The sequence below is a fragment of the Pseudomonas sp. ICMP 3272 genome (assembly GCF_001466905.1).
GTDB lineage: Bacteria > Pseudomonadota > Gammaproteobacteria > Pseudomonadales > Pseudomonadaceae > Aquipseudomonas > Aquipseudomonas amygdali.
In genome coordinates, this window is the sequence record NZ_LKEK01000013.1 from 93,947 (window position 1) to 114,862 (window position 20,916).

General features: G+C 60.2%; 20 protein-coding genes. 14 read left to right on the forward strand and 6 right to left on the reverse strand.

Translation table 11 applies throughout. The features are described 5' to 3' along the window. The first annotated feature begins 1 nt into the window (after position 1). The 7 genes from urtE to AO068_RS02770 are packed head-to-tail and all read left to right on the forward strand — an operon-like array spanning position 2 to position 5,863. Positions 2–691 carry an urea ABC transporter ATP-binding subunit UrtE gene (gene urtE / locus AO068_RS02740; protein ID WP_058407593.1) on the forward strand — a complete coding sequence of 230 codons (690 nt, stop codon included), beginning with the start codon at positions 2–4 and terminating at the stop codon, positions 689–691. Positions 692–713: 22 nt separating this feature from the next. Further along, the gene (gene ureE, locus AO068_RS02745; protein ID WP_005746865.1) at positions 714–1,154 is read left to right on the forward strand and encodes an urease accessory protein UreE; all 441 of its coding nucleotides are present in this window, start codon (positions 714–716) and stop codon (positions 1,152–1,154) included. Then, positions 1,151–1,882, forward strand: coding sequence for an urease accessory protein UreF (locus AO068_RS02750; RefSeq protein ID WP_058407624.1), 732 nt, complete (start codon positions 1,151–1,153; stop codon positions 1,880–1,882). The genes ureE and AO068_RS02750 overlap by 4 nt, the downstream gene beginning before the upstream one ends. A gap of 27 nt (positions 1,883–1,909) precedes the next feature. Then, on the forward strand, positions 1,910–2,605 hold the full coding sequence (locus AO068_RS02755) for an urease subunit beta (protein ID WP_058407594.1): 696 nt from the start codon (positions 1,910–1,912) through the stop codon (positions 2,603–2,605). 3 nt (positions 2,606–2,608) lie between these two features. Then, complete coding sequence (ureC, locus tag AO068_RS02760) at positions 2,609–4,321, forward strand: urease subunit alpha (protein ID WP_058407595.1); 1,713 nt, start codon at positions 2,609–2,611, stop codon at positions 4,319–4,321. 25 nt (positions 4,322–4,346) lie between these two features. Then, on the forward strand, positions 4,347–5,009 hold the full coding sequence (gene ureG, locus AO068_RS02765; RefSeq protein WP_058407596.1) for an urease accessory protein UreG: 663 nt from the start codon (positions 4,347–4,349) through the stop codon (positions 5,007–5,009). Further along, on the forward strand, positions 5,006–5,863 hold the full coding sequence (locus tag AO068_RS02770) for an urease accessory protein UreD (protein ID WP_058407597.1): 858 nt from the start codon (positions 5,006–5,008) through the stop codon (positions 5,861–5,863). Before ureG ends, AO068_RS02770 begins: the two co-directional genes overlap by 4 nt. A gap of 68 nt (positions 5,864–5,931) precedes the next feature. Here the strand turns inward: AO068_RS02770 and AO068_RS02775 are convergent, their stop codons facing one another. After that, positions 5,932–7,023 carry an NADH:flavin oxidoreductase/NADH oxidase gene (locus AO068_RS02775; protein WP_058407598.1) on the reverse strand — a complete coding sequence of 364 codons (1,092 nt, stop codon included), beginning with the start codon at positions 7,021–7,023 and terminating at the stop codon, positions 5,932–5,934. Between the two features lie 58 nt (positions 7,024–7,081). Here AO068_RS02775 and AO068_RS02780 point away from each other — a divergent pair, with 58 nt between their 5' ends. Next, a complete protein-coding gene (locus AO068_RS02780) occupies positions 7,082–7,417 on the forward strand; it encodes an ArsR/SmtB family transcription factor (protein WP_058407599.1) in 336 nt (111 codons plus the stop codon). Positions 7,418–7,551: 134 nt separating this feature from the next. On the opposite strand, the gene AO068_RS02785 is transcribed toward AO068_RS02780, so the two are convergent. From AO068_RS02785 to AO068_RS02800, 4 genes are all read right to left on the reverse strand, one after another. Next, complete coding sequence (locus AO068_RS02785) at positions 7,552–9,174, reverse strand: methyl-accepting chemotaxis protein (RefSeq protein ID WP_058400217.1); 1,623 nt, start codon at positions 9,172–9,174, stop codon at positions 7,552–7,554. Between the two features lie 391 nt (positions 9,175–9,565). Continuing rightward, on the reverse strand, positions 9,566–11,041 hold the full coding sequence (locus AO068_RS02790) for an FGGY family carbohydrate kinase (protein WP_058400287.1): 1,476 nt from the start codon (positions 11,039–11,041) through the stop codon (positions 9,566–9,568). A 30-nt stretch (positions 11,042–11,071) separates the two neighbouring features. Then, entirely contained in the window at positions 11,072–12,004 is a 933-nt protein-coding gene (locus tag AO068_RS02795; RefSeq protein WP_058400216.1) for a transketolase family protein, read from the reverse strand. Next, positions 11,994–12,830: a transketolase gene (locus AO068_RS02800; RefSeq protein ID WP_005753658.1), complete on the reverse strand. Its 837-nt coding sequence runs from the start codon at positions 12,828–12,830 to the stop codon at positions 11,994–11,996. Before AO068_RS02800 ends, AO068_RS02795 begins: the two co-directional genes overlap by 11 nt. Before the next feature lie 360 nt (positions 12,831–13,190). Here AO068_RS02800 and AO068_RS02805 point away from each other — a divergent pair, with 360 nt between their 5' ends. From AO068_RS02805 to AO068_RS02830, 6 genes are all read left to right on the forward strand, one after another. Beyond that, complete coding sequence (locus AO068_RS02805) at positions 13,191–14,195, forward strand: ABC transporter permease (RefSeq protein ID WP_054070966.1); 1,005 nt, start codon at positions 13,191–13,193, stop codon at positions 14,193–14,195. 63 nt (positions 14,196–14,258) lie between these two features. Next, positions 14,259–15,191, forward strand: coding sequence for a sugar ABC transporter substrate-binding protein (locus AO068_RS02810; protein WP_058407600.1), 933 nt, complete (start codon positions 14,259–14,261; stop codon positions 15,189–15,191). A gap of 15 nt (positions 15,192–15,206) precedes the next feature. Continuing rightward, positions 15,207–16,736: a sugar ABC transporter ATP-binding protein gene (locus AO068_RS02815; protein WP_058407601.1), complete on the forward strand. Its 1,530-nt coding sequence runs from the start codon at positions 15,207–15,209 to the stop codon at positions 16,734–16,736. Between the two features lie 31 nt (positions 16,737–16,767). Continuing rightward, the gene (locus AO068_RS02820) at positions 16,768–17,532 is read left to right on the forward strand and encodes an SDR family oxidoreductase (RefSeq protein ID WP_058407602.1); all 765 of its coding nucleotides are present in this window, start codon (positions 16,768–16,770) and stop codon (positions 17,530–17,532) included. A gap of 30 nt (positions 17,533–17,562) precedes the next feature. After that, entirely contained in the window at positions 17,563–18,363 is an 801-nt protein-coding gene (locus AO068_RS02825; RefSeq protein ID WP_057402237.1) for an SDR family oxidoreductase, read from the forward strand. Positions 18,364–18,444: 81 nt separating this feature from the next. Then, positions 18,445–19,398, forward strand: a complete 954-nt coding sequence (locus AO068_RS02830; RefSeq protein WP_058407603.1) for a sugar-binding transcriptional regulator — start codon at positions 18,445–18,447, stop codon at positions 19,396–19,398. A 146-nt stretch (positions 19,399–19,544) separates the two neighbouring features. On the opposite strand, the gene AO068_RS02835 is transcribed toward AO068_RS02830, so the two are convergent. Further along, complete coding sequence (locus AO068_RS02835) at positions 19,545–20,867, reverse strand: MFS transporter (RefSeq protein ID WP_058400212.1); 1,323 nt, start codon at positions 20,865–20,867, stop codon at positions 19,545–19,547. Between the last annotated feature and the right edge of the window lie 49 nt (positions 20,868–20,916).

The following is a 20,916-nucleotide window of genomic DNA, read 5'->3' on the forward strand; positions in this document are numbered from 1 at the left end:
CATGCTGAATGTCTCTCACCTCAATGTGTATTACGGCGACAGCCATGTGCTGCGCGACCTTAGCCTGGAGCTTGCACCGAGCGAGTCGCTGGCGATCATGGGCCGTAACGGCATGGGCAAGACCACGCTGCTGAGAAGCCTGGTGGGCATGCTGCCGACCCGCAGCGGCAGCATCACACTGGCCGGGCAGGAACTGACTGGCAGCAAGAGCTACGAGCGGGTCGCAGCCGGGGTCGGTTTCGTACCGCAGGGGCGGATGATCTTCCCCTACCTGAGCGTCGAGGAAAATATCCTCACCGGCATGCAGGGCGCACCCGCTGCGCCGATTCCCGACTACATCTACGAATACTTTCCGGTGCTGTTCGAAATGCGTCGGCGCAAGGGCGGCAACCTCTCAGGCGGCCAGCAGCAACAGCTGGCCATCGCGCGGGCGCTGGTTTCCAACCCCAAGGTGTTGATCCTCGATGAACCCACCGAAGGCATCCAGCCCTCGATCATCAAGGACATCGCCAAAGCCCTCAACCTGCTGAAAAAGGAACGCGGGTTTTCGCTGATTGTTTCCGAGCAGGTGCTGTCGTTCGCCATGGCCGTGGCTGACCGCTATCTGATCATCGAGAAAGGCGAATTCGTGCACAGCGAAGTCCGCGAAACCGTCGACCGCGAGCGCATCCTGCGCTACCTGACCATCTGAACAGAGCACAGGAGCCATCGCCATGCTGATACTCGACCGCATTCTGGGCCAGGCCAGCGACCCTGCCCTCGCCGACCGCCTGCATGACCTGAGCCACGCCGGCCAGGTCGAAACCCTGAGCCTGTCCGGCAGTGACATTCAGCGCCATCGCCTGCGCCTGGCCAGTGATCGGGGCACCGACTGCGCCATTCGCCTTGAGCGTCACCAGCAGCTGCGCAACGGCTCGGTACTGATGCTCGACAGTCAACGCGCCATCGTCGTGCAGATGCAGGATCAGGAATACCTCGACCTGTTGCCAAGGGACGCAGCGGCGGCGCTGGAGCTGGGTTATTTCGCCGGCAACATGCATTGGGCGGTGCGCTTTGCCGGTGACATCCTGCAAATACCGCTCAATGGCCCGCAAGCCGATTACCTTGAACGTCTGGCCCCCATGCTTGCGGACGGCCGGGTGCGATGCGCATGAACGCCATGAGCAGCCTGCTGCTGGCCCTGCAACAGGCCGACAGCTTCTTTCCCGGTGGCGCGGTGGCATGGTCGTGGGGCCTGGAAACCCTGCTGGCTGACGGGTATCTCGGCAATGGCGAAGTTGTCGCGCCGCGCCGCCGACAGCGAACCGTTCGCCTTAACCGCAGTGCCGAGGTGCACGGCTTTGTCGAAGGCCAGTTGCGCCACCGCTGGAACAGTTTTGACCGGGTATTTCTACTTGCTGCATGGCGCATGGCTGATGACCAGACTGCGTTGATGGCCATGGACGCGCAGATCGAAGCCTTGACCCTCGCCGAGGAACTGCGTCAGGGCTCACGGCGTGTAGGCCAGGCATTGCTGGCCGTGCACGTCGCGTTGGGCACGCAGGATGCGGCGGCTTATCAGCAGCAGGTTCTGGCGGGTCACGCGCAGGGACATTTGCCGGTTGTGCAGGGCTTGCTCTGGAACCGTCTGGGCATGCAGCGCGATCACTGCCAGCTGGCGGCGGCGCACGGTTTGTGTACCGGGCTGGTCAGCGCCGCCGTGCGCCTGGGGGTCATTGGCCATATCGATGGGCAACGGGTACTGACCGATATCCAGCCGCTGATCACCGAGCTGCTCGCAATGGAGCCGCCTGCCCCGGACGACGCCTGTGGTTTCACGCCCATGGCCGAAATCGCCGTGATGCGCCACGAAACCCAGGACCTGCGCCTGTTTGCCAATTGAGCCAGCCACGCTACCGGGAGCCCTGTCATGCTGCTGACGCCTACTGAACTTGAACGACTGACGCTATACACCGCCGCCGAACTGTCACGCAAACGCCGCAGTAAGGGCCTGCGCCTGAATTTTCCGGAAGCCTCGGCCCTGATTGCCGACGAGATTCTTGAAGGCGCACGCGAAGGCCGAAGTGTTGCCGAGCTGATCGGGTTCGGCTCGACCATTCTCAATACCGATGATGTGATGCCAGGCGTCGCCGACCTGCTGCCCGTGCTGCAAGTGGAAGGCACCTTCCCGGACGGCACTAAGCTGGTCACCGTGCACCAGCCCATCAGGCCGGGCAAACTGCCGCTTACGCTCATGCCGACACCTGGCGAGATACTCTCGCCGGACAGCGACATCCAGCTCAATAGCGGCCGACCGACCGCGACCCTGCGCGCGATCAATACGGGTGACAGGCCGGTGCAGATCGGCAGTCACTACCATTTCTTCGAGGTCAACAAGGCGCTGGATTTTCCGCGCGAAACGGCCTTCGGCATGCACTTGGACATTCCCGCAGGCACGGCGGTGCGTTTCGAACCAGGCGAGCTGCGCGAAGTGCAACTGGTGCAGTTCGGCGGCACTGGTGACATTCACGGCTTCAGCGGCCTGACCAATGGCAACCTGCACGACCCGGCCTGCAAACAGGCAGCGCTGGAGCGTGCCCGCGCCCAACATTTCAAGGGAGCCTGAAGCATGGCGACGATGACCCGCAAGGAATACGCGGCCATGTACGGCCCCACTACAGGCGATGCAGTGCGCCTGGGCGACACCTCGTTGCTGGCTGAAGTCGAATTCGACTACTCGGTGCCCGGCGACGAGTGCCTGCACGGCGGCGGCAAGACCCTGCGCGACGGCATGGGCCTGATGCCCGGTCATGACAGCGCCGACGGTGCCCTGGACATGCTGATCTGCAACGCGCTGATAATCGACCCGGTGATCGGTATCGTCAAAGGCGACATCGGCGTCAAGGACGGCAAGATCGTCGCGATTGGCAAGGCAGGTAATCCGCAGATCATGGACGGCGTACACCCACAACTGATCTGCGGCGTCGCTACTACCGTGCGCGATGCCGAGGGCCTGATCGTCACCCCCGGCGGTATCGACGTGCATGTGCATTTCGACTCGGCGCAACTCTGCGACCACGCACTGGCGGCGGGCCTGACTACCCTGATCGGCGGTTCACTGGGACCGATCACGGTCGGCATCGACTGTGGCGGGGAATGGAATGTCGGCAAGATGTTACAGGCCGCTGAAGCATGGCCGATCAACTTCGGCTTTCTGGGGCGCGGTAATTCAAGCAAGCCCGAGTCGCTGCTCGGGCAACTGCGCGGTGGCTGTCTGGGGTTGAAGATCCATGAAGACTGGGGTGCCATGCCTGCGGTGATCGACACCTGCCTGAAGGTCGCCGACGAATACGATTTTCAGGTCCAGTTGCACACCGACACGCTGAATGAATCCGGGTTTCTCGAAGACACACTGGCGGCCATCGGCGACCGCACCATCCACATGTACCACACAGAAGGCGCAGGCGGCGGACACGCCCCGGACATCATCAGTGTGGCGGGTAAAAGCAACTGCATACCCTCCTCCACCAACCCGACCAACCCTTACACGGTGAACACGTTCGACGAGCACCTGGACATGATCATGGTCTGCCACCACCTCAACCCGGACGTACCGGAAGACGTGGCATTCGCCGAATCGCGGGTGCGGCCGCAGACCATCGCCGCTGAAGACATTCTTCACGACACCGGCGCCATTTCGATCCTGGGCTCCGACAGTCAGGGCATGGGGCGCATCAACGAGGTGATCTGCCGCACCTGGCAACTGGCGTCGAAAATGAAAGACCAACGCGGCCGCCTGCCGGAAGAAACCACAGCATTGGGCGACAACGAGCGAATCAAGCGCTACATCGCCAAATACACCATCAACGCCGCTCGAGTGTTCGGCATCGACAGCTACATCGGCTCGCTGGAGCCCGGCAAGCTTGCCGACCTGGTGCTGTGGCGACCGGCGTTTTTTGGCATCAAGCCGGAACTGGTGGTCAAGGGCGGCTTCATCGTGCACGCCGTGATGGGTGATTCCGCCGCCTCGCTGTACACCTGCGAGCCCTTGGTGATGCGCCCGCAATGGGGGGCATTTGGCGAGGCGAAACAGGCGCTGTCGGTCAACTTCGTCAACCGCCTCGCCGTCGAGGCAGACACCGCCACGCGTCTGGGGCTCAAGAAGCAACTACTGCCTGCGTTCGGCACCCGCACCCTGCGCAAGTCCGACATGTTGCACAACGATGCCTGCCCGGACATCCGCGTCGACCCGCAGACCTTCGATGTGTATGCCGACGGCGAGCGCCTGCACTGCGAGCCGGTCAGCGAAGTGCCACTTGCGCAACGCTACATGCTGCGTTGAAACCCTCCCGCACAGGAACCCCGACATGAGCCTGCCTCTGAATGCATCCGCCCCGCACACCGACGCCCAACCTCATCCCGGCGCTGCGCGCGTCGGAATCGGCGGCCCGGTAGGCTCGGGCAAAACCCGTCTGCTGGAACAACTGATTCCACGCTTTATCGCGCGTGGCATCGAGCTTGCGATCATCACCAATGACCTGGCCACTCGCGAGGATGCCGAGCGCGTGCAGCGCAGTGGCCTTATCGACCCGCAGCGGGTGCGCGCGGTGGAAACCGGTGCCTGTCCGCACACCGCCATTCGCGAAGACCCAACCCTCAACCTGCAAACGGCTGACGAGCTGGAAGCACGTTTCGGCAATCTCGACCTGGTGTTGATCGAGTCCGGCGGCGACAACCTGGCCTCGACCTTTTCGCTGGACCTGGTGGACTACTGGATCTTCGTCATCGACGTCGCGGGCGGTGACGACATACCACGCAAACGTGGCCCCGGCGTATTGAGCTGTGACCTGCTGGTGGTCAACAAATATGACCTGGCGCCTTATGTGGGCGTTGATCTGCCGCGCATGCGGCGCGAGTCTGTCGAGGCCAGGAACGGCAGGCTGGTACTGTTTACCAATTGCAGCACGGGTGACGGAGTGGATGAAGTGGTCGAAGCCATCAGCCGCGCCGTACTGTTTGACCGCCCATGAACGCCCACTCGTCGTTGCTGCCCGTCTGTAAAAAACTCACGGCACATATTGCCTTCCGCAAAGCGCCTTCGGGTGCCAGTTATGTGTCTCGTCAGGAGGTCGGCTACCCCTTCCATCTGGGCCGCACGCTGAAACTGCCACAGGACCCGCCCGGCATGGCGGCGATTTATCTGCAGTCCTGCTCGGGCGGCCTGTTTGCCGGGGAAACGCTGCACCTGCAACTGCACGCCGGGCCGCACACGCAGGTGCACGTCAGCACGGGCGCGGCAACGGTCGCCCACAGCATGCTTGAACAGCCCGCGCGGCAGACCGTCATCCTGACCGCCGAAACCGGCGCACTGCTGGAGTACCTGCCGATGGCGACCATTCTGTTTCCGCAGACGCAGCTGCACAGCCGGGTAAATGTGACCTTGCACCCCGATTCGCGGGTCATGTTGTGCGACGCTTTCTGCCTGCACACGCCCCAGGGCAGCGAGGGCTTACCCGGCTTTTATCGCGCCGATCTGCATATTCACTGCCCGGCCGGAAAACTGCTGGCCGGTGATCGGCTGGCAATGACCGGCGCAGACCTGCAACGTCGTTTGCCGGGCGTCAGCGGTCAATTGCAAGCCTTAGCGACGTTCATGCTGGTGGGTCAGGGTTTACCTGTGGAGGATGTGAAACGGGCCTTGCGTGACGCATTGCGCGTCGTCCCCGAGAGCTATCTGGGCGTCAGCGCCCTGCCGAACGATTGCGGCGTGTCTGTGCGCATCATGACCGCCGATGCCGTGGCATTGCGCAGCGCCCTGCATTTGAGCTGGGCGTGCGCTCGCCAGCAACTGACCGGCATTGCGCCGCGGGCGCGGCGCAAGTGAAACAGCGCGGGTTCGATCGTGGCACCGGGGCTGATGCAGAGTGATGCAGCCCCGGTCGTCACACTGGCTCAGCGATAACGTTCAAGCCAGTGAGCGTAAGGCGCAGGCAGGGTCCAGGCCGATTTTTCGACACCCAGTTCTTTCGCTGCGAAGTACGCCCAATGCGGGTCGGCCAGATGCGCACGGCCTATCGAAACCAGGTCAAGCTGGCCGGATTTAACCGCTTCTTCCGCCAGTTTCGGCTCGCCAAAACCCCAGGCGCTGGTCACCGGAATGCCCGCTTCACGGCGCACACGCTCGGCAATCGGCCCCATGAACGCAGGCCCCCACGGAATGTTGGCGTCTGGCGTGCTAAAACCGACGCTGACACTCAACAGATCCAGACCACCGGCCTTGAAGCGACGCGCCAGCTCGATCGATTCGGTGAGGGTCTGTTCGTCACGACCGTCGTACTCAAGTACGCCAAAGCGTGCTGTCAATGGCAGGTTTTCCGGCCAGACTTCACGCACCGCTGCCAGCGTTTCAAGCAGGAAACGGCTGCGGTTATCGAAGCTGCCGCCGTATTCATCGGTGCGCTGGTTGGAGTGCTCGGAGAAGAAGCTCTGCCCCAGATAACCGTGGGCAAAGTGCAGTTCGATCCACTCAAAGCCCGCATCACGGGCACGGCGGGCGGCATCGACGAAGTTCTGACGAACGCGGGCGATGTCTTCCAGGGTCATGGCGCGCGGGACTTTCGGCAAGTTGGCACCGAACGCAATGGCGGAAGGCGCGATGGTGTCCCAACCGCGCGAATCGGAAGCGACAATGTGGTCGTCGCCTTCCCATGGACGATTGGCACTGGCCTTGCGTCCTGCGTGGGCGATCTGGATGCCCGGCACGCAACCTGCGTCCTTGATGGCTTTGACGATCGGCACGAACGCCTGCGCCTGCTCATCGTTCCAGATACCGGTGCAACCGGGGGTGATGCGCCCCTCCGGTGCAACCGCGGTGGCCTCAACCACCAGCAAACCTGCACCGCCACGCGCCATGCTTGCGAGGTGAACGTGGTGCCAGTCATTGACTACCCCGTCGATTGCCGAGTATTGGCACATCGGTGGAATGGCGATTCGGTTGCGCAGCGTCACGTCTTTCAGTTTGAAGGGTTCGAACAATGCAGACATTAAAAGCTCCCGTAGGCCAGATGACTTTTGATTTCAGTTGTTCGATGATAATCGAACTATGGCAATCAACGGAAGCCTTGATATCATTCGCACCATGCGAACCTTCCAACACCCCGATCCAGAAGACCTCTCCCTTGAACGCGTGCTCTACGCCTTGAGCGACCCGGTGCGCATGGAAATTGTGCGCTACCTTGCGGGTGTCGCCGAAGCCACCTGCGGTGAGCTGGACGGTGGCCGGCCGAAATCCAGCATGTCCCACCACTTTCGTGTTTTACGGGATGCCGGGCTTGTGCAGACGCGAAACATCGGCACCACGCATATGAATTCGTTGCGCACGCAGGTGCTGGAGAGCCGCTTTCCGGGGTTGTTGGGGAGTATTCTGGCGCAGCGGTAAAGCAGCAAAGCGCCAGTCCTGTGCTGCCATTTCCTTTACATGAATGCGAAAACGCCCGGTATCAGCCAATTGCCTGATACCGGGCGTTTCTTTGCTGCTGCGAATCTATTTACCGACTCGCTTGTCAGGCCGTCTTAAAGCTTAAATTTCCCCACTTCCTGTTGCAGACTGGTAGCCAGGTTTTTCAGCCCGCCGCTGGTCTTGAGCAGTTCCTGAACCGACATGTTGTTCTGTTCGGCCATTTGCGCAGAACGCTCAACATTACGTGCCACATCCTGGCTGGCTGCGGTTTGCTCACGCAGTGCAAAGGATATCTGGTCGACCACTTGCAGAACCTTGCCCGAACTGTCGCGAATCTCGATGATGGCCTGACCGGCCGTGCCAGCCATCTCCACACCCTGATTCACTTCCTGAACACCGCTGCGCATGCTCTCGACCGTTTCGCGTACGCCTGCCTGAATTTTCTCGATCATTCCGGCAATTTCCTTGGTGGACTTGCCAGTGTTCTGCGCCAGCAGGCGCACTTCATCGGCAACCACTGCGAAGCCGCGACCCTGCTCACCGGCACGAGCCGCTTCGATAGCCGCGTTGAGCGCCAGCAGGTTGGTCTGGTCGGCAATGCCTTGAATCACGCTGATGATCGATGAAATGTGCTCGGAGTGCTGACCCAGGCCTGCGACCTGTGTTGACGACAGCTGCACGGTCTTGGCAATGCCGTTCATGCTGGACAGCGTATTTTCGATGACCTGCGCACCATCCTTTGACTGCTGACCCGAACGACTGGCGAGTTGATGCGCCTCATCGGCATTTTCGGAAACGTGGTGGATGCTGACGGTCAGCTCTTCAATGGTGGCCGCCATCATCGACGCAGACGTCGACTGTTCCTGAATTGCACCGGAAAGCTGCTCGGAAGCACCGGAGATCTGTTGCACGGCGATTACCAGTTGATTGGCTGCCTGGCTGATCTGTTGAATCATCTCACGCAGGCGGTTTTGCATGCGATCGAACGCTTTCGGCAGTTCGTCGTGGCTGCTGGTGTCGATTACCGTGTCCAGCTTGCCATTGGCAATTGCCGTTGCAGCATCGATGGCCAGTTGCAGGCGTGCTGTAGTGCTGCGCCCCAATGCGGTGGCCAGGATAGCCGAGAGCAGCGCTGCCGCAAGGCCGCCACACATCAGAATCATGATAGCGAAATGCTTTGCGTCCAGCATATTCTGGGTTCTTTGCACCAGAAGCTTGTTCTCGGTGGCGCTGATTTCAGCCAACACCGCGCGCATACTGTCCATCTTGGCCTTATCGGCACCGGAGGTGATGCGATTGTCCAGCTCGTCATCGGACATGTTGCGGGCGGTCAGGTCACGGCGCAGAGCGATGATCGGATGGATATCTTCATCGAGCCAGCGCTTCTGAATTTCACCCAGCGAGGCCAGACGACGCTGTTGCTCCGGGTTATCGGCGGTCAGGCGCTTGAGCGAATCGAGTTCTTCGGTAAAGCGCTTTTCACCTGCTACCTGCGGCTCGAGGAACGCATCTTTCGAGGAGATGACGAAGCCTCGCATACCCGTTTCGATGTTAATCAGTTGCTCAAGAGCCAGTTGTGCATCACTGAGTACCTGATAGGTATGGACGTTGCTGTTGGTAGCGTCCTCAACCTGCTCGAAGCCTCTGTATGCACTGAACACCAGCACGGCGATTAGAACGACTATAGCAACGAAGCTGAAGTACAGCTTTTGCGAGATGCTGAGCTTGCTGAACATGATGTTAATCCTTAGCCGTGCCTGTCCGTGGCAGGGTGATGAGCTACCTAGTCGACAGAGGTAATGGAACTATTCTGCGCGAGTGATGTCGTTTCGACATCCGTATTGTCGCCCGTGCTTTCCGTAACTTTAGGGTCCGGCTTTAAACACACTGCATGAATGGCATGCTGCTTTAGTCAACCCGATGATAAGGCTAAAGAAATTAATTTAAATGACGACCAACATTCAAATTAACCACCCATAAATCGCTAACATATTGACGTTAGAAAAACGTCATTAATTTTCTATATAAGTTTGGACATGCGTGGTGCAATGACTCTTTTGCGCCTTTTGAGCGGAGAATATCAGTAAGGTAAGTACACCGTTAGTTCGGAAAAGTCATACTAATCGCTCAACATACGAGCCGCCGCAGCGCTTCCTTCCATTCCAGATACAAACCCTGCAGATTCCTGCCGGGAACGGGGTCGAAGCGTTCACGCTGTCTTTCCAGCGCTTGCAGGTCGGCGGCGTTATTCCAGAGGCCGAGGGCTTTGCCCGCCAGGTGCGCGGCACCCAGCGCCGAGACTTCTGGCGACAGGCTGCGGATCACCGGGCATTGCAACAGATCTGCCAGAAACTGCATGAGCCAGCGATTGCGGGTTGCCCCACCATCCACCCAAAGCTCTTTGAGCGGCGTGCCGATGTCAGCCTGCATCGCATCGAATACATCGCGAATCTGATAACCGATGGACTCCAGCGCAGCACGCATGATGTGGGCGCCGGAAGCCCCCTCCGTCAGGCCGCAGATCAGCCCGCGGGCTTCAGCCTGCCAGTGCGGCGCGCCCAGACCGGACAGCGCCGGTACAAAGTACACGCCGCCATTGTCGGCCAATTGCGTGGCCTGTTCGCTCAGGGCATCCATGGATTCTCCGGCCACCAGTCGCGCGGCCCATTGCACCGCTGCGCCGGTGTGTACGATGTTGCCTTCCATTGCGTAAGTCGATGCTGCGCCATCATGCCAGGCCAGTGTCGTCGACAGACCGTGGCTGGAGGCGATAGGCCCGGCCATTGGCGTCATCAGCGAAGAGCCGGTGCCCAGGGTCGCCTTGACCAATCCGGGGGCAAAACCGCCCTGCCCATAAAGCGCAGCATGCGAATCGCCGATCATCGACAGAATCGGAATACCGGCGTCCAGCCCGCCGACCGCCACGGTATGAGCAAACAGACCGGCACTGGGCTGAATGCTGGCCAGTGCAGCAGCAGGGATCGAAAACAGCTCAAGCAATTGCGGATCCCAGTCACAGGTCTGCAGGTTGAACAACTGGGTGCGTGCCGCGTTGGAGCAGTCGGTCGCGAAAGCTTGCCCTGCGCTGAGTTTCCAGAGCAACCAGCTGTCGATGGTCCCCAGGCAGATTTCCCCTGCTGCCGCGCGAGCGTGACCGTCGTCCAGGTGATCGAGAATCCAGCGCATTTTGCCAGCGGAGAACATCGGGTCGAGGGCCAACCCGGTTTTGCTCAGAATCATGGCTTCGTGACCCTGGGCATGCAGCTCGGTGCACAGCGGCAAGGAACGACGGCATTGCCAACTGATGCAAGGCGACAAGGGTGCCCCGCTCGTCCGGTCCCACGCCACCACCGACTCGCGCTGATTGCTGATGGCCAGTGCGCTGATCGGACGCTGCAGACCAGTCATGCAGTCTGCAATCGCCTCAAGCGTGGCTTGCCAGATCAGCAATGGGTCCTGCTCCGAATAACCGGCTTGCGGGTGGCTGATACTCAAGGGCCGTGAACCACGGGCGACGACTTGCCCCTGTTCGTTGACCAGCACGGCCTTGGCATTGCTGGTGCCTTCATCGATGGCCAGAATCAGCGGGGAGTGTTCATTCATGGTCTGGTTGCTCGACATGCAGAAATGCCCCTAACGCAAACGTGCAGCGGCCGCGACAATGCCGTCCGCATCAATGCCATGCAAGGCACGCGTCGGCTCACGGGCACCGGCTGCTGCGTACTCACCGTCACCAATGCCCAAGCGAATCAGGGTGATGCCCAGCGCGTTCTCGGCGAGCAATTCGGCCACAAGGCTGCCGAGCCCGCCGTTGATGTTATGTTCTTCGACAGTAATCACCCCGCGACTGCCGCTCAAGGCGTTGAGCAGCGCATCACGTTGCAGTGGACGAATCGAAGAAAGGTTGATGACCTGCGCGTCGAGCCCCTGCTCCGCCAACCGCGCCGCAGCGTCTACCGCTTCATGCACCACCGAACCCAGCGCGACGATGGTCAGGTCTGAACCACGGCGCAGAATATCGACTTTTCCGGGTACGAAGCGGTAGCTGGGGTCATGCAGTTCACGCAGCGGCTTGCCATCGAGGCGGACGTACACCGGGCCGTGATAACGCAGGGCGTAATAAATGATCTGCCGGCACTCCAGCGGGTCGGACGGCGCGAAAATCTGTACGTTGCCAAAGCCGCGCATGACCGAGATGTCGTCCAGGCAATGGTGGGTACTCGCCAGCGGCCCATAGCTGGTGCCCGCATTGAGCCCGAACATTTTCACATTGGCCTGGTTGTAGCAGACATCAACCTTGACCTGCTCGCAGGCCCTGGAAATCAGGAACGGCGCAGCGTTGCAGGTGGCAGCGATCTTGCCCCCCAGCGCCAGGCCCGCCGCCACACTGACCAGCGACTGCTCAGCGATGCCGACATTGATTACCCGCTCCGGAAAACGCTGCATGAAGGGGGCGATCTTGGCGGTGGACGTCGAGTCGCTGACCACTGGCACCAGGTCCAGACCTTCGTCGACGGCCGCGATAAACGCGTCCACCATCACGCTGGCAAAATGCTCACTCGACATGATTCAACTCCTCCAGTGCTGCGCTGACTTCATCACCTTTCGGCACCCGGTGGTGCCATTCGGATCGCCCTTCGATGAACGACACGCCCTTGCCTTTGATGGTGTGGGCGATCAGCACCTGAGGCGCGCCTTTGCGCAGTTGCATCTGCTCCAGCGCCGTCACCAGTTGCCCGACATCGTTGCCATCGCATTCGCTGACCGTGAAGCCAAACGCCGCCCATTTCTCATCCAGCGGGTCCAGCGGCATGATCTCTGCCGTGAGGCCCGCCAGTTGCAGCTTGTTCTTGTCGACGATCACAAACAGGTTGTCCAGGCCGTACTTGGCGGCTGCCATTGCCGCCTCCCAGTTCGAGCCTTCCGCCAGTTCGCCGTCGCCGGTCAGCACGTAGATTCGTTTGGTGCTCCCGGACATCTTCGCCGCCAGCGCCAGGCCTACCGCAACCGGCAGACCGTGGCCCAATGCACCGGTATTGAGCTCGATGCCCGGCGTTTTCTGCCGCACCGGGTGGCCCGGCAGACGCGAATTGAAATGCTGATACTCGGGCAGCCACGCTTCGGGGATATAACCGGCCTGGGCCAGACAGCAATACAGACCACCGACGCCATGGCCTTTGCTCTGGATGTAGATATCGCGCGCAGGGTCTTCGATGCGCTCGGGGCTGATATCGAGAATACGGAAATACAGGGTTGCAAGAATGTCGGTTTCCGAAAGGTCAGCCCCCGTGTGCCCTCCCGCAGGCGATCCGGCATTGAGGGTGATGACATTACGCCTGATCAGGCGTGCCTGTTCTTTGATCTGCTGGGCATCGTAGCGAAAGGCATTCATGGAGCGGCTCCTGCGGGGCTAGCCACGCGGTGATTCATTATTCTGAAAAGCACTTGAATATTTATTCAGCACTGAAAATATATTTATATTTAGACGCCGATCGCCCAACAGGTCAAGCAGGCGCGCACCTGAAAAATCAAAAAACGTCGGATACATTTTTTGCCGACGACATTAGAAGCAGCTGCGCGAGGCTCTACCTTGAGGCTCACAGGGACATTTGAGGTGTGTTCATAAGAATTGAAGAAAATTAAACCGCTTGACTTTGCTCAGCCAGAGACGGAATCTGAATTAACAGTCAGGCATGCATATATATTCAGGCAGCCAGAACGAACTCCAACAACAATAAATTCGGAGACCCCCATGGACGCCAAAGCCCCTGCTCATCAGGCTGCCGCAAAACCGTCAGGTCGTGCGTGGTTGCTCAAGCTGCTGCCTGACAACATCGGTGGGCCATTGATTGGCCTGGCCCTGCTGCTGGTGGTCTTTTCCTTCAGCTCCGAATTCTTCTTCACCCTGCGCAACGGTCTGAACATCCTTGACCAGGTGACAGTGCTGGGCATTCTCGCCATCGGCATGACGGCGGTGATCGTCATCGGCGGCATCGATCTGTCTGTCGGTTCGGTGCTGGCGTTTTCGATGATGATGCTGGGCTGGCTGTATCAGGACCAAGGCCTGGCGCTGGGCCTGGCGATCCCGGTAGCCATAGCGACCGGCATGCTCGCCGGGCTGGTTTCCGGATTGCTGATTACCTACGCCAGACTGCCCGCCTTTATCGCCACACTGACCATGATGTCGGTCGCCCGAGGCCTGGCAAACATTCTTACCGAAGGTCGGCAGATAGTCGGTTATCCGGAGTGGTTCACCAGCCTGGCCACCGTGCGCCATTTCGGCTTTCTGTCGGCCACAGTCGGGCTGTTTCTGGTCATGCTGGGCGTGGCCTGGGTATTCCTGCGTTTTCGGGCCGGTGGGCGCAACCTTTACGCCATTGGCGGCAGCCCTGAAGTAGCGAGGCTTTCAGGGATCAAGGTGCGAGCCATCACTTTATGGGTGTACGCCATCAGCGGCGCGCTTGCCGGCATCGCCGCGGTGACGATGGCCGCCCGCCTCGACTCCTCGCAACCCAGCGCCGGGCTGACGCTGGAGCTGGACGCCATCGCCGCAGTGGTTATCGGCGGTGCCAGTCTCAGCGGCGGTGTCGGCAGCGTCGGTGGCACGCTGGTCGGTGTATTGATCATCGGCGTGCTGCGCAACGGCCTCAACCTGCTTGGCGTTTCGCCCTTCATTCAACAGGTCGTTATCGGCGTGGTCATTGCCCTCGCCGTGACCATCGATACCTTGCGTCGTCGCTCCAACAGTGCTCACTAAGCGTTGTCGTTTTGTGTTTGACCGATGTTGACATCCCCAACAATAAAATCAGGAGTCACCGCCATGTTCATGACCAAAAAACTGCTCCTCGCCACGGCCCTGGCCGCCGCCACACTCACCACAGCAGGCTCGACCTGGGCCAAAGAGCTGACCATCGGCCTGGCCGTAGCCAATCTGCAGGCTGACTTCTTCAACCAGATCAAACAGTCGGTCGAAGCCGAAGGCAAAGCCCGCGGGGTGAAGATTATCACCGTCGATGCGCAGGGTAATTCATCGACTCAGGTCAGCCAGATCGAGGACCTGATCACCCGCCAGATTGACGCGTTGATCTACATTCCCGCAGGTGCAACTGCCGCTGGCGTGCCGGTCAAGGCCGCCAAGGCTGCCGGGATTCCGGTAATCGCCGTGGACCGCAATGCGCCTGACGCGCCCGGCGACACTTTTATTGCCAGCGACAGCGTTGCCGGTGCGCGCACGCTTGCCGAATACGTTGGCAAGGTGACTGGCGGCAAAGGCCGCATCGCCATCCTTCAAGGGCAGTTGGGCACAACCCCGGAAAACGATCGGGCGAAAGGTTTCCAGGAAGGCTTGAAAGGCTTTCCCGGCCTCAAGGTCGTTGCCGAACAGCCTGCCGAATGGGCGCAGGATAAAGGCTTTGCAGTCGCTCAGGACCTGTTGCAGCGTGACCCGAACATCAGCGTGTTTTTCGGCCGCGCTGACGCGATGGCCCTCGGTGCTGCGCAGGCGGTAAAAGTCGCCAACCTCGGGCAACCGGTGGTCATAGTCGGTTTTGACGGCGACGTGGCAGGCCTCAAGGCAGTGGCAAGCGGCGTGCTGCAAGCGACCATGACCCAGCAGACGCAAAAGATGGGGCGCATGGCCGTTGCCTCCGCACTTGCCCTCAAGGCTGGCAAAGCCGTGCCCAAGGAACAACTGCTGGAAACCGTGCTGACTACCAAAGACAACGTCGCGCCTTTCCTGCAACAGCACCCTTGAGCCACGGAGTCCGCCATGCAAGCTGCTCTGGATAACCCGACGCTCCATAACCCTGAGGTCACACCTGCAGCAGTGCTGTGCCTGCGTAACATTGGCAAGACCTACGGCCCGGTGCAGGTGCTTTCGCAGATCAATGTCGACGTGCGGCCAGGTGAAGTGCTCGCCCTGCTCGGTGAAAACGGCGCAGGCAAATCGACCTTGTCGTCGATTATCGCGGGCCTGGTGCAGCCTGAAGCTGGAGGCTCCATGAGCTGGCTCGGCGAGGATTACGCGCCAGCCTCTCCGGGGGCGGCGCTGGGCGCTGGCATCGGCCTGATTCATCAGGAGATTCGCCTGCTGGCGCAGTTGTCGATTGCCGAAAACATCTTTGTCGGGCGGCTGCCCATGCGCCACGGCAAGGTCGACCGGGACTACATGCAAGCGCAGGCACAGAAGCAGTTGGAACGCCTCGGTCTTGATGTGTCCGCTTCGCGCAAGGTCGAGGGTTTAAGCGTCGCGGCACAGCAACTGGTCGAGATCGCCAAAGCCCTGACCCTGAACGCACGCCTGCTGATTCTAGACGAGCCCACCGCCGCTCTTGGCGGTGAAGAAACCGAGCTGCTGTTTCAGCAGGTCGAGCGCCTCAAGGCTGAAGGCGTTTCGTTCATCTATATCAGCCATCGCCTGGAAGAAATCGCGCGAATCGCCGACCGTATTCTGGTACTGCGCGATGGCCGCCAGATTGCGCTCCACGCCACCGCGCAGGTGCCGGTGCGCGAACTGGTCGAACAAATGGTCGGGCGCAGCCTGGAACGTATCTTCCCCGTCCTGCAAGCGCCGCAGGACAAGGTGATGCTGCAGGTCAAGGACCTCGCCTGCCGCGAGTTCGCCTTGCATGGCATCGACTTCAGCGTACGCGCCGGTGAAGTGTTCGGCATCGCTGGAGTGGTTGGTGCAGGCAGAACCGAACTGATTCGGGTGATTGCAGGCGCAGCCCGGGATATCCAGGGCCACATGCAACTGGATGGCGAAACCGTTCAACTGCACTCCCCCTCGCAAGCAATTCAGGCGGGCGTGGTGCTGGTGCCTGAAGACCGCAAGCAACAAGGCGTGGTGGTCGAGCACCGTATCGAAGACAACCTGGTCTATGGCAACACCGATCTGTTGCACAGCGGCAACTGGGTATCGCCCAAAAGCCTGCACGCGTTTGCCCGAAACGCCATTTCGCGCCTCGGCGTAAAAGGCGCGCCCGAGCAGCGAATCGACAGCCTGTCCGGTGGCAATCAGCAGAAAGTCATCATCGCCAAATGGCTGGCCCGCAACCCCAAGGTGTTCATTCTCGACGAGCCGACCCGAGGCATCGACGTCGGTGCGCGGGCGGCGATCTACGAGGTGATCGCCGAGCTGGCGGCAACCGGCATGGCCGTGATCGTGGTCAGTTCCGACCTCGACGAAGTGCTGGGTTTGTCACACCGGGTCATGGTCATGAGCCGTGGCCGGCAGATGGGCATCCTTGAACGTGGCGAAGCGACACCGGTGTCAGTCATGGAAATGGCCACCGCCTGAGAGCCAACACACTGATTACGTGGAGAACGACATGCAACTTTTTCGTCTGGATGGCCAGGTGGCCTTTGTGACCGGAGCCGGCAGCGGCATTGGCCAGGCCATTGCAGTCGGCCTTGCCGAGGCCGGGGCTGACGTGGCGTGCTTTGACTTGCAAGGCAGCGCGGGTATCGGCGACACCGTAGAACGCATCAACACACTGGGCCGACGCGCGCTTGCCCTGCAAGGTACTGTCACCGACCGCGCGACGCTGGATGCAGCCATCGCACGTACCGAAACTGAACTGGGTGCGCTCAGCGTGGCCGTCAACTGTGCCGGGATCGCCAACGCGCAGGCCGCCGAAGACCTGGAACTGCAACGCTGGCAAACCATGCTCGACATCAACCTCACCGGCATCTTTCTCAGTTGCCAGGCCCAGGCGGCGGTCATGCTGCCACGCGGAAAAGGCGCCATCGTCAATATCGCCTCAATGTCCGGCAGTATCGTCAATCGTGGGTTGCTGCAAGCCCACTACAACGCCTCGAAAGCGGGCGTCATTCACCTAAGCAAAAGCCTGGCGATGGAATGGGCAGACAAGGGTTTACGGGTCAACTGCATCAGCCCCGGCTACACCGCCACGCCCATGAATTCACGGCCGGAAGTGGCCGAGCAAGTGAAGATATTCGAACAGACCACGCCCATGGGGCGTATGGCCGGCGTGGACGAGATGGTCGGCCCGGCGGTCTTTCTGGTCAGTCAGGCCTCATCGTTCTGTACCGGCGTCGATCTGCTGGTGGACGGTGGATTTGTCTGCTGGTGAGCCAGCCCTGTCAACTACCGGAGCACGCATATGTATCAACGATTCAGCGGTAAAACCGTGGTCATCACCGGCGCTTGCCGGGGCATCGGTGCAGGCATCGCCGAACGCTTCGCTCAGGAAGGTGCCAATCTGGTGCTGGCCTCCAACGACCTTGAGCGAGTGACGTTCACCTCTGAACAACTGGCCAGTGAATACTCGGTCAACAGCTTGGCGCTGGGCATCGACGTTACCGATGAGGCCGACATACAGCGCCTCTACCAGACCGCCCACGAGCGCTTCGGCAGCATCGATGTGTCGGTGCAAAACGCTGGCATCATCACCATCGACCATTGCGAAAGCATGCCCCGCGCAGACTTCGACAAGGTCCTGCAGGTCAACACCACCGGGGTCTGGCTCGGCTGTCGGGAAGCCGCCCGCTACATGGTCAGACAAGGCAGCGGGAGGCTGATCAACACATCCTCAGGCCAGGGCCGTCAAGGCTTCATCTACACTCCACATTACGCTGCGAGCAAAATGGGCGTGATCGGCATCACGCAAAGCCTGGCGCTGGAACTGGCACGGCACAACATCACGGTGAACGCCTTCTGCCCAGGCATCATCGAAAGCGAAATGTGGGACTACAACGACCGCGTCTGGGGTGAAATCCTCGGCACCGAAGAAAAACGCTATGCCAAGGGCGAACTGATGGCCGAGTGGGTCCGCAACATCCCCATGCGTCGCGCTGGCAAACCCTCGGACGTCGCCGGGCTGGTCGCATTCCTGGCCTCGGATGACGCCGCCTACCTGACCGGTCAGGCAATCAATATCGACGGCGGGCTGATCATGTCCTGACCGCTGTGGCAGGCACGACCCGCTGCCAGTTTGGTATCCTCGCCGCCACTTTGGATATCGCTATCATTTTTTGGGGCCTGCATGAGCCAGATCGAAGAACAACGGCTGATGAGCAAGATCGCCAGCCTCTATTATGAAGAAGGACTCAAACAGTCCGAGATTTCCACCCGACTCGACCTGTCCCAATCCTTCATCAGCCGCGCCCTGCGCCGCGCGTTGCAGGAAGGCGTGGTAAAAATCACCGTCATGCGCCCGCAAGGCCTGCACCTGGAGCTGGAAAGCCGCTTGCAGTCCCTGTACGGCATACGCCAGGTGATCGTCGTTGAAGCCACCGAGCCGGACAACGAAGAAAGCATCAAGCAAGCCATCGGCTCGGCCGCCGCGCATTACCTGGAAACCAGCCTCAGCGCTCAGGACCACATCGGTATCTCCTCCTGGAGCAGCACGATCCGCGCGATGGTCAGCCACATGCACCCCCAACCGGGCAAACAAAGTGCCCAGGAAGTCGTGCAACTGCTCGGTGGCGTCGGCAACAAAGGTGCCTTTGAAGCCACCCTGCTCACCCAGCGCCTAGCCACCCTCCTAAACTGCCCCGCGTTCCTGCTGCCGTCGCAGAGCATCGAGCAATCGGTAGAAAGCAAACAGCGCATCGTCGAAATGGAAGAAGTCAAAGAAGTCCTCCAGCGCTTCGACAGCATCACCCTCGCCATCGTGGGTATTGGCGAACTCGAACCGTCACAACTGCTGCGCAACAGCGGCAACTACTACACCGAAGACATGCTGCGCGTGCTCGCTGAACGGGGTGCGGTGGGTGATATCTGCCTGCGGTATTTTGATGCCCAGGGCAAACCGGTGCTGGAAGAGGATGAAGAGTTTGTGGTGTCGATGGGCTTGCCTAAGTTGCGCTCGATCAATCGCGTGCTGGGGTTGGCTGGGGGGGCGAGGAAGGTACAGGCGATCAAGGGTGCGTTGTTGGGAGGGTATCTGGATGTGTTGATTACCGATTTGGGGACTGCGCGGGGGTTGGCGGGTTGAGCCAAAATCCCTCCTATCCTGCATGTTATTGTAGGGCTACACGTGTTAGCCCTACACACATCCTGCGGAGCAGTAACAGGCAGACCTTTAAACATCTTTTTCCCTAGCCTGCGTCTTGGGTTCTGTATGAAAAGTCGGCGCCAGCCTCACACTCCGCGCTGCACCGCCAACACTTCCGGCCGATGAGAAAACAGTTGTAGGAACGCCCCGCCCAGCGCGCAGCCCGCCATCACGAAGAAGCACACCGTATAGCCACTGAGGCTGGTCCAGCCGCCGCCCATGGAAATCAGTGTGCCCATGAGTACCGGTGCAATACCGCCGCCTATGAACATCGCCGTGGTGATGATGCCGTTGGCGGTCGACGTTGCAGAGGGTTGTGCAGAGTCGGACGCAACCGCGTAGTAGATGGGCCAGACGGCATTGGCGACCAGGCCGAAAAGCAGTTGCACGGCGATGACGATCAGGATGGTGTTGGCGAAGTAAAAGGCACCAACACTGACCGCCATCCATAGACCGCAAATGATCAGGGTTATGCGCCGACCAATGATGTCCGACAACGAAGGCCAGATAAGTTGCCCGAGGATACCCGTCAGCGTGAATACGACGCTCATTCCTGCCGATTCGGCCAACGACAGGTTGAGGATGTTGTACAGATAGGCTGGCAGGACAATGTTCACCCCCATGTACACCACTTGCGTGAGCATGGTGTTACCGGCTGTCAGGGCGATATTGCGGTTACTCAGCGTGGCCTTCACTGACTTCCAGACCTGGCCTTTGACGTTGGTCGACGGCGTGCTGTCCGGCGGGGTCATGCCTTTGGCGGCAATGTCCACATACAGTTTGGTGATGCGCTCGGCCGTCGAGTAGCGCGCCCAGAAGATCATCAGCGGCAGAGCCACCACGAAGGCGAAGAAGAATACATAACGCCAGTTTTCCTCACCAAAGGTGCTGATCACGAAACTGGCGACAATGCCACTGAGCATCGCGCCGATGGGGTAACCGGTGTGGTGTGCGCCCAGAGCAAAACCGCGGCGCTCCACCGGCCACCATTCAGCCGTGTTACTGACCCCGACCGGTTCGCCCCAGCCAGCCCCCAGATTCACACCCACCCGCAAGGCGATGAAACTCGCAAGGCTGCCACTCAACGCCTTGAAGCCTGAGAGAAAGGACAATGCGGTGTAGCCCAGTACCAATGGCACCTGAAAGCGTGCCCGCTTCCAGCCGCCGCCGTAACGATCACTCCAGATAGAGCCTGGAATATCGAGAACGGCCAGAGCCAGCATGACGACGGTGGCCACCGTACCCCACTGGTCCGCAGACAATTCGAAATGCTTGGAAATCGTCGGCCCCAGGCGCAATACAATCTCGCGGTCATAGGCATTCAGAATCCAGATCATCCAGCAGACCAACAACGACACCCACGAAAACCGGTGAATCTTGCCCAGCGATGCATTCTTGTTATTTGGCATGGGAACTCTCCAGGCGTGCCAGGCACGCCCAAGCGAGAAAGGGTCAGTC

Bases quoted from the DNA above. Each gene is read 5' to 3' on its own strand.
- AO068_RS02830 (WP_058407603.1), top strand. From the start codon at position 18,445: ATGAGCCAGATCGAAGAACAACGGCTGATGAGCAAGATCGCCAGCCTC.
- ureG (WP_058407596.1), top strand. From the start codon at position 4,347: ATGAGCCTGCCTCTGAATGCATCCGCCCCGCACACCGACGCCCAACCT.
- AO068_RS02790 (WP_058400287.1), bottom strand. From the start codon at position 11,041: ATGAATGAACACTCCCCGCTGATTCTGGCCATCGATGAAGGCACCAGC.
- AO068_RS02820 (WP_058407602.1), top strand. From the start codon at position 16,768: ATGCAACTTTTTCGTCTGGATGGCCAGGTGGCCTTTGTGACCGGAGCC.
- AO068_RS02755 (WP_058407594.1), top strand. From the start codon at position 1,910: ATGCTGCTGACGCCTACTGAACTTGAACGACTGACGCTATACACCGCC.
- AO068_RS02770 (WP_058407597.1), top strand. From the start codon at position 5,006: ATGAACGCCCACTCGTCGTTGCTGCCCGTCTGTAAAAAACTCACGGCA.
- AO068_RS02800 (WP_005753658.1), bottom strand. From the start codon at position 12,830: ATGAATGCCTTTCGCTACGATGCCCAGCAGATCAAAGAACAGGCACGC.
- AO068_RS02825 (WP_057402237.1), top strand. From the start codon at position 17,563: ATGTATCAACGATTCAGCGGTAAAACCGTGGTCATCACCGGCGCTTGC.
- AO068_RS02810 (WP_058407600.1), top strand. From the start codon at position 14,259: ATGTTCATGACCAAAAAACTGCTCCTCGCCACGGCCCTGGCCGCCGCC.
- ureE (WP_005746865.1), top strand. From the start codon at position 714: ATGCTGATACTCGACCGCATTCTGGGCCAGGCCAGCGACCCTGCCCTC.
- AO068_RS02775 (WP_058407598.1), bottom strand. From the start codon at position 7,023: ATGTCTGCATTGTTCGAACCCTTCAAACTGAAAGACGTGACGCTGCGC.
- AO068_RS02780 (WP_058407599.1), top strand. From the start codon at position 7,082: ATGGCAATCAACGGAAGCCTTGATATCATTCGCACCATGCGAACCTTC.
- AO068_RS02815 (WP_058407601.1), top strand. From the start codon at position 15,207: ATGCAAGCTGCTCTGGATAACCCGACGCTCCATAACCCTGAGGTCACA.
- urtE (WP_058407593.1), top strand. From the start codon at position 2: ATGCTGAATGTCTCTCACCTCAATGTGTATTACGGCGACAGCCATGTG.
- AO068_RS02805 (WP_054070966.1), top strand. From the start codon at position 13,191: ATGGACGCCAAAGCCCCTGCTCATCAGGCTGCCGCAAAACCGTCAGGT.
- AO068_RS02750 (WP_058407624.1), top strand. From the start codon at position 1,151: ATGAACGCCATGAGCAGCCTGCTGCTGGCCCTGCAACAGGCCGACAGC.
- AO068_RS02785 (WP_058400217.1), bottom strand. From the start codon at position 9,174: ATGTTCAGCAAGCTCAGCATCTCGCAAAAGCTGTACTTCAGCTTCGTT.
- AO068_RS02835 (WP_058400212.1), bottom strand. From the start codon at position 20,867: ATGCCAAATAACAAGAATGCATCGCTGGGCAAGATTCACCGGTTTTCG.
- AO068_RS02795 (WP_058400216.1), bottom strand. From the start codon at position 12,004: ATGTCGAGTGAGCATTTTGCCAGCGTGATGGTGGACGCGTTTATCGCG.
- ureC (WP_058407595.1), top strand. From the start codon at position 2,609: ATGGCGACGATGACCCGCAAGGAATACGCGGCCATGTACGGCCCCACT.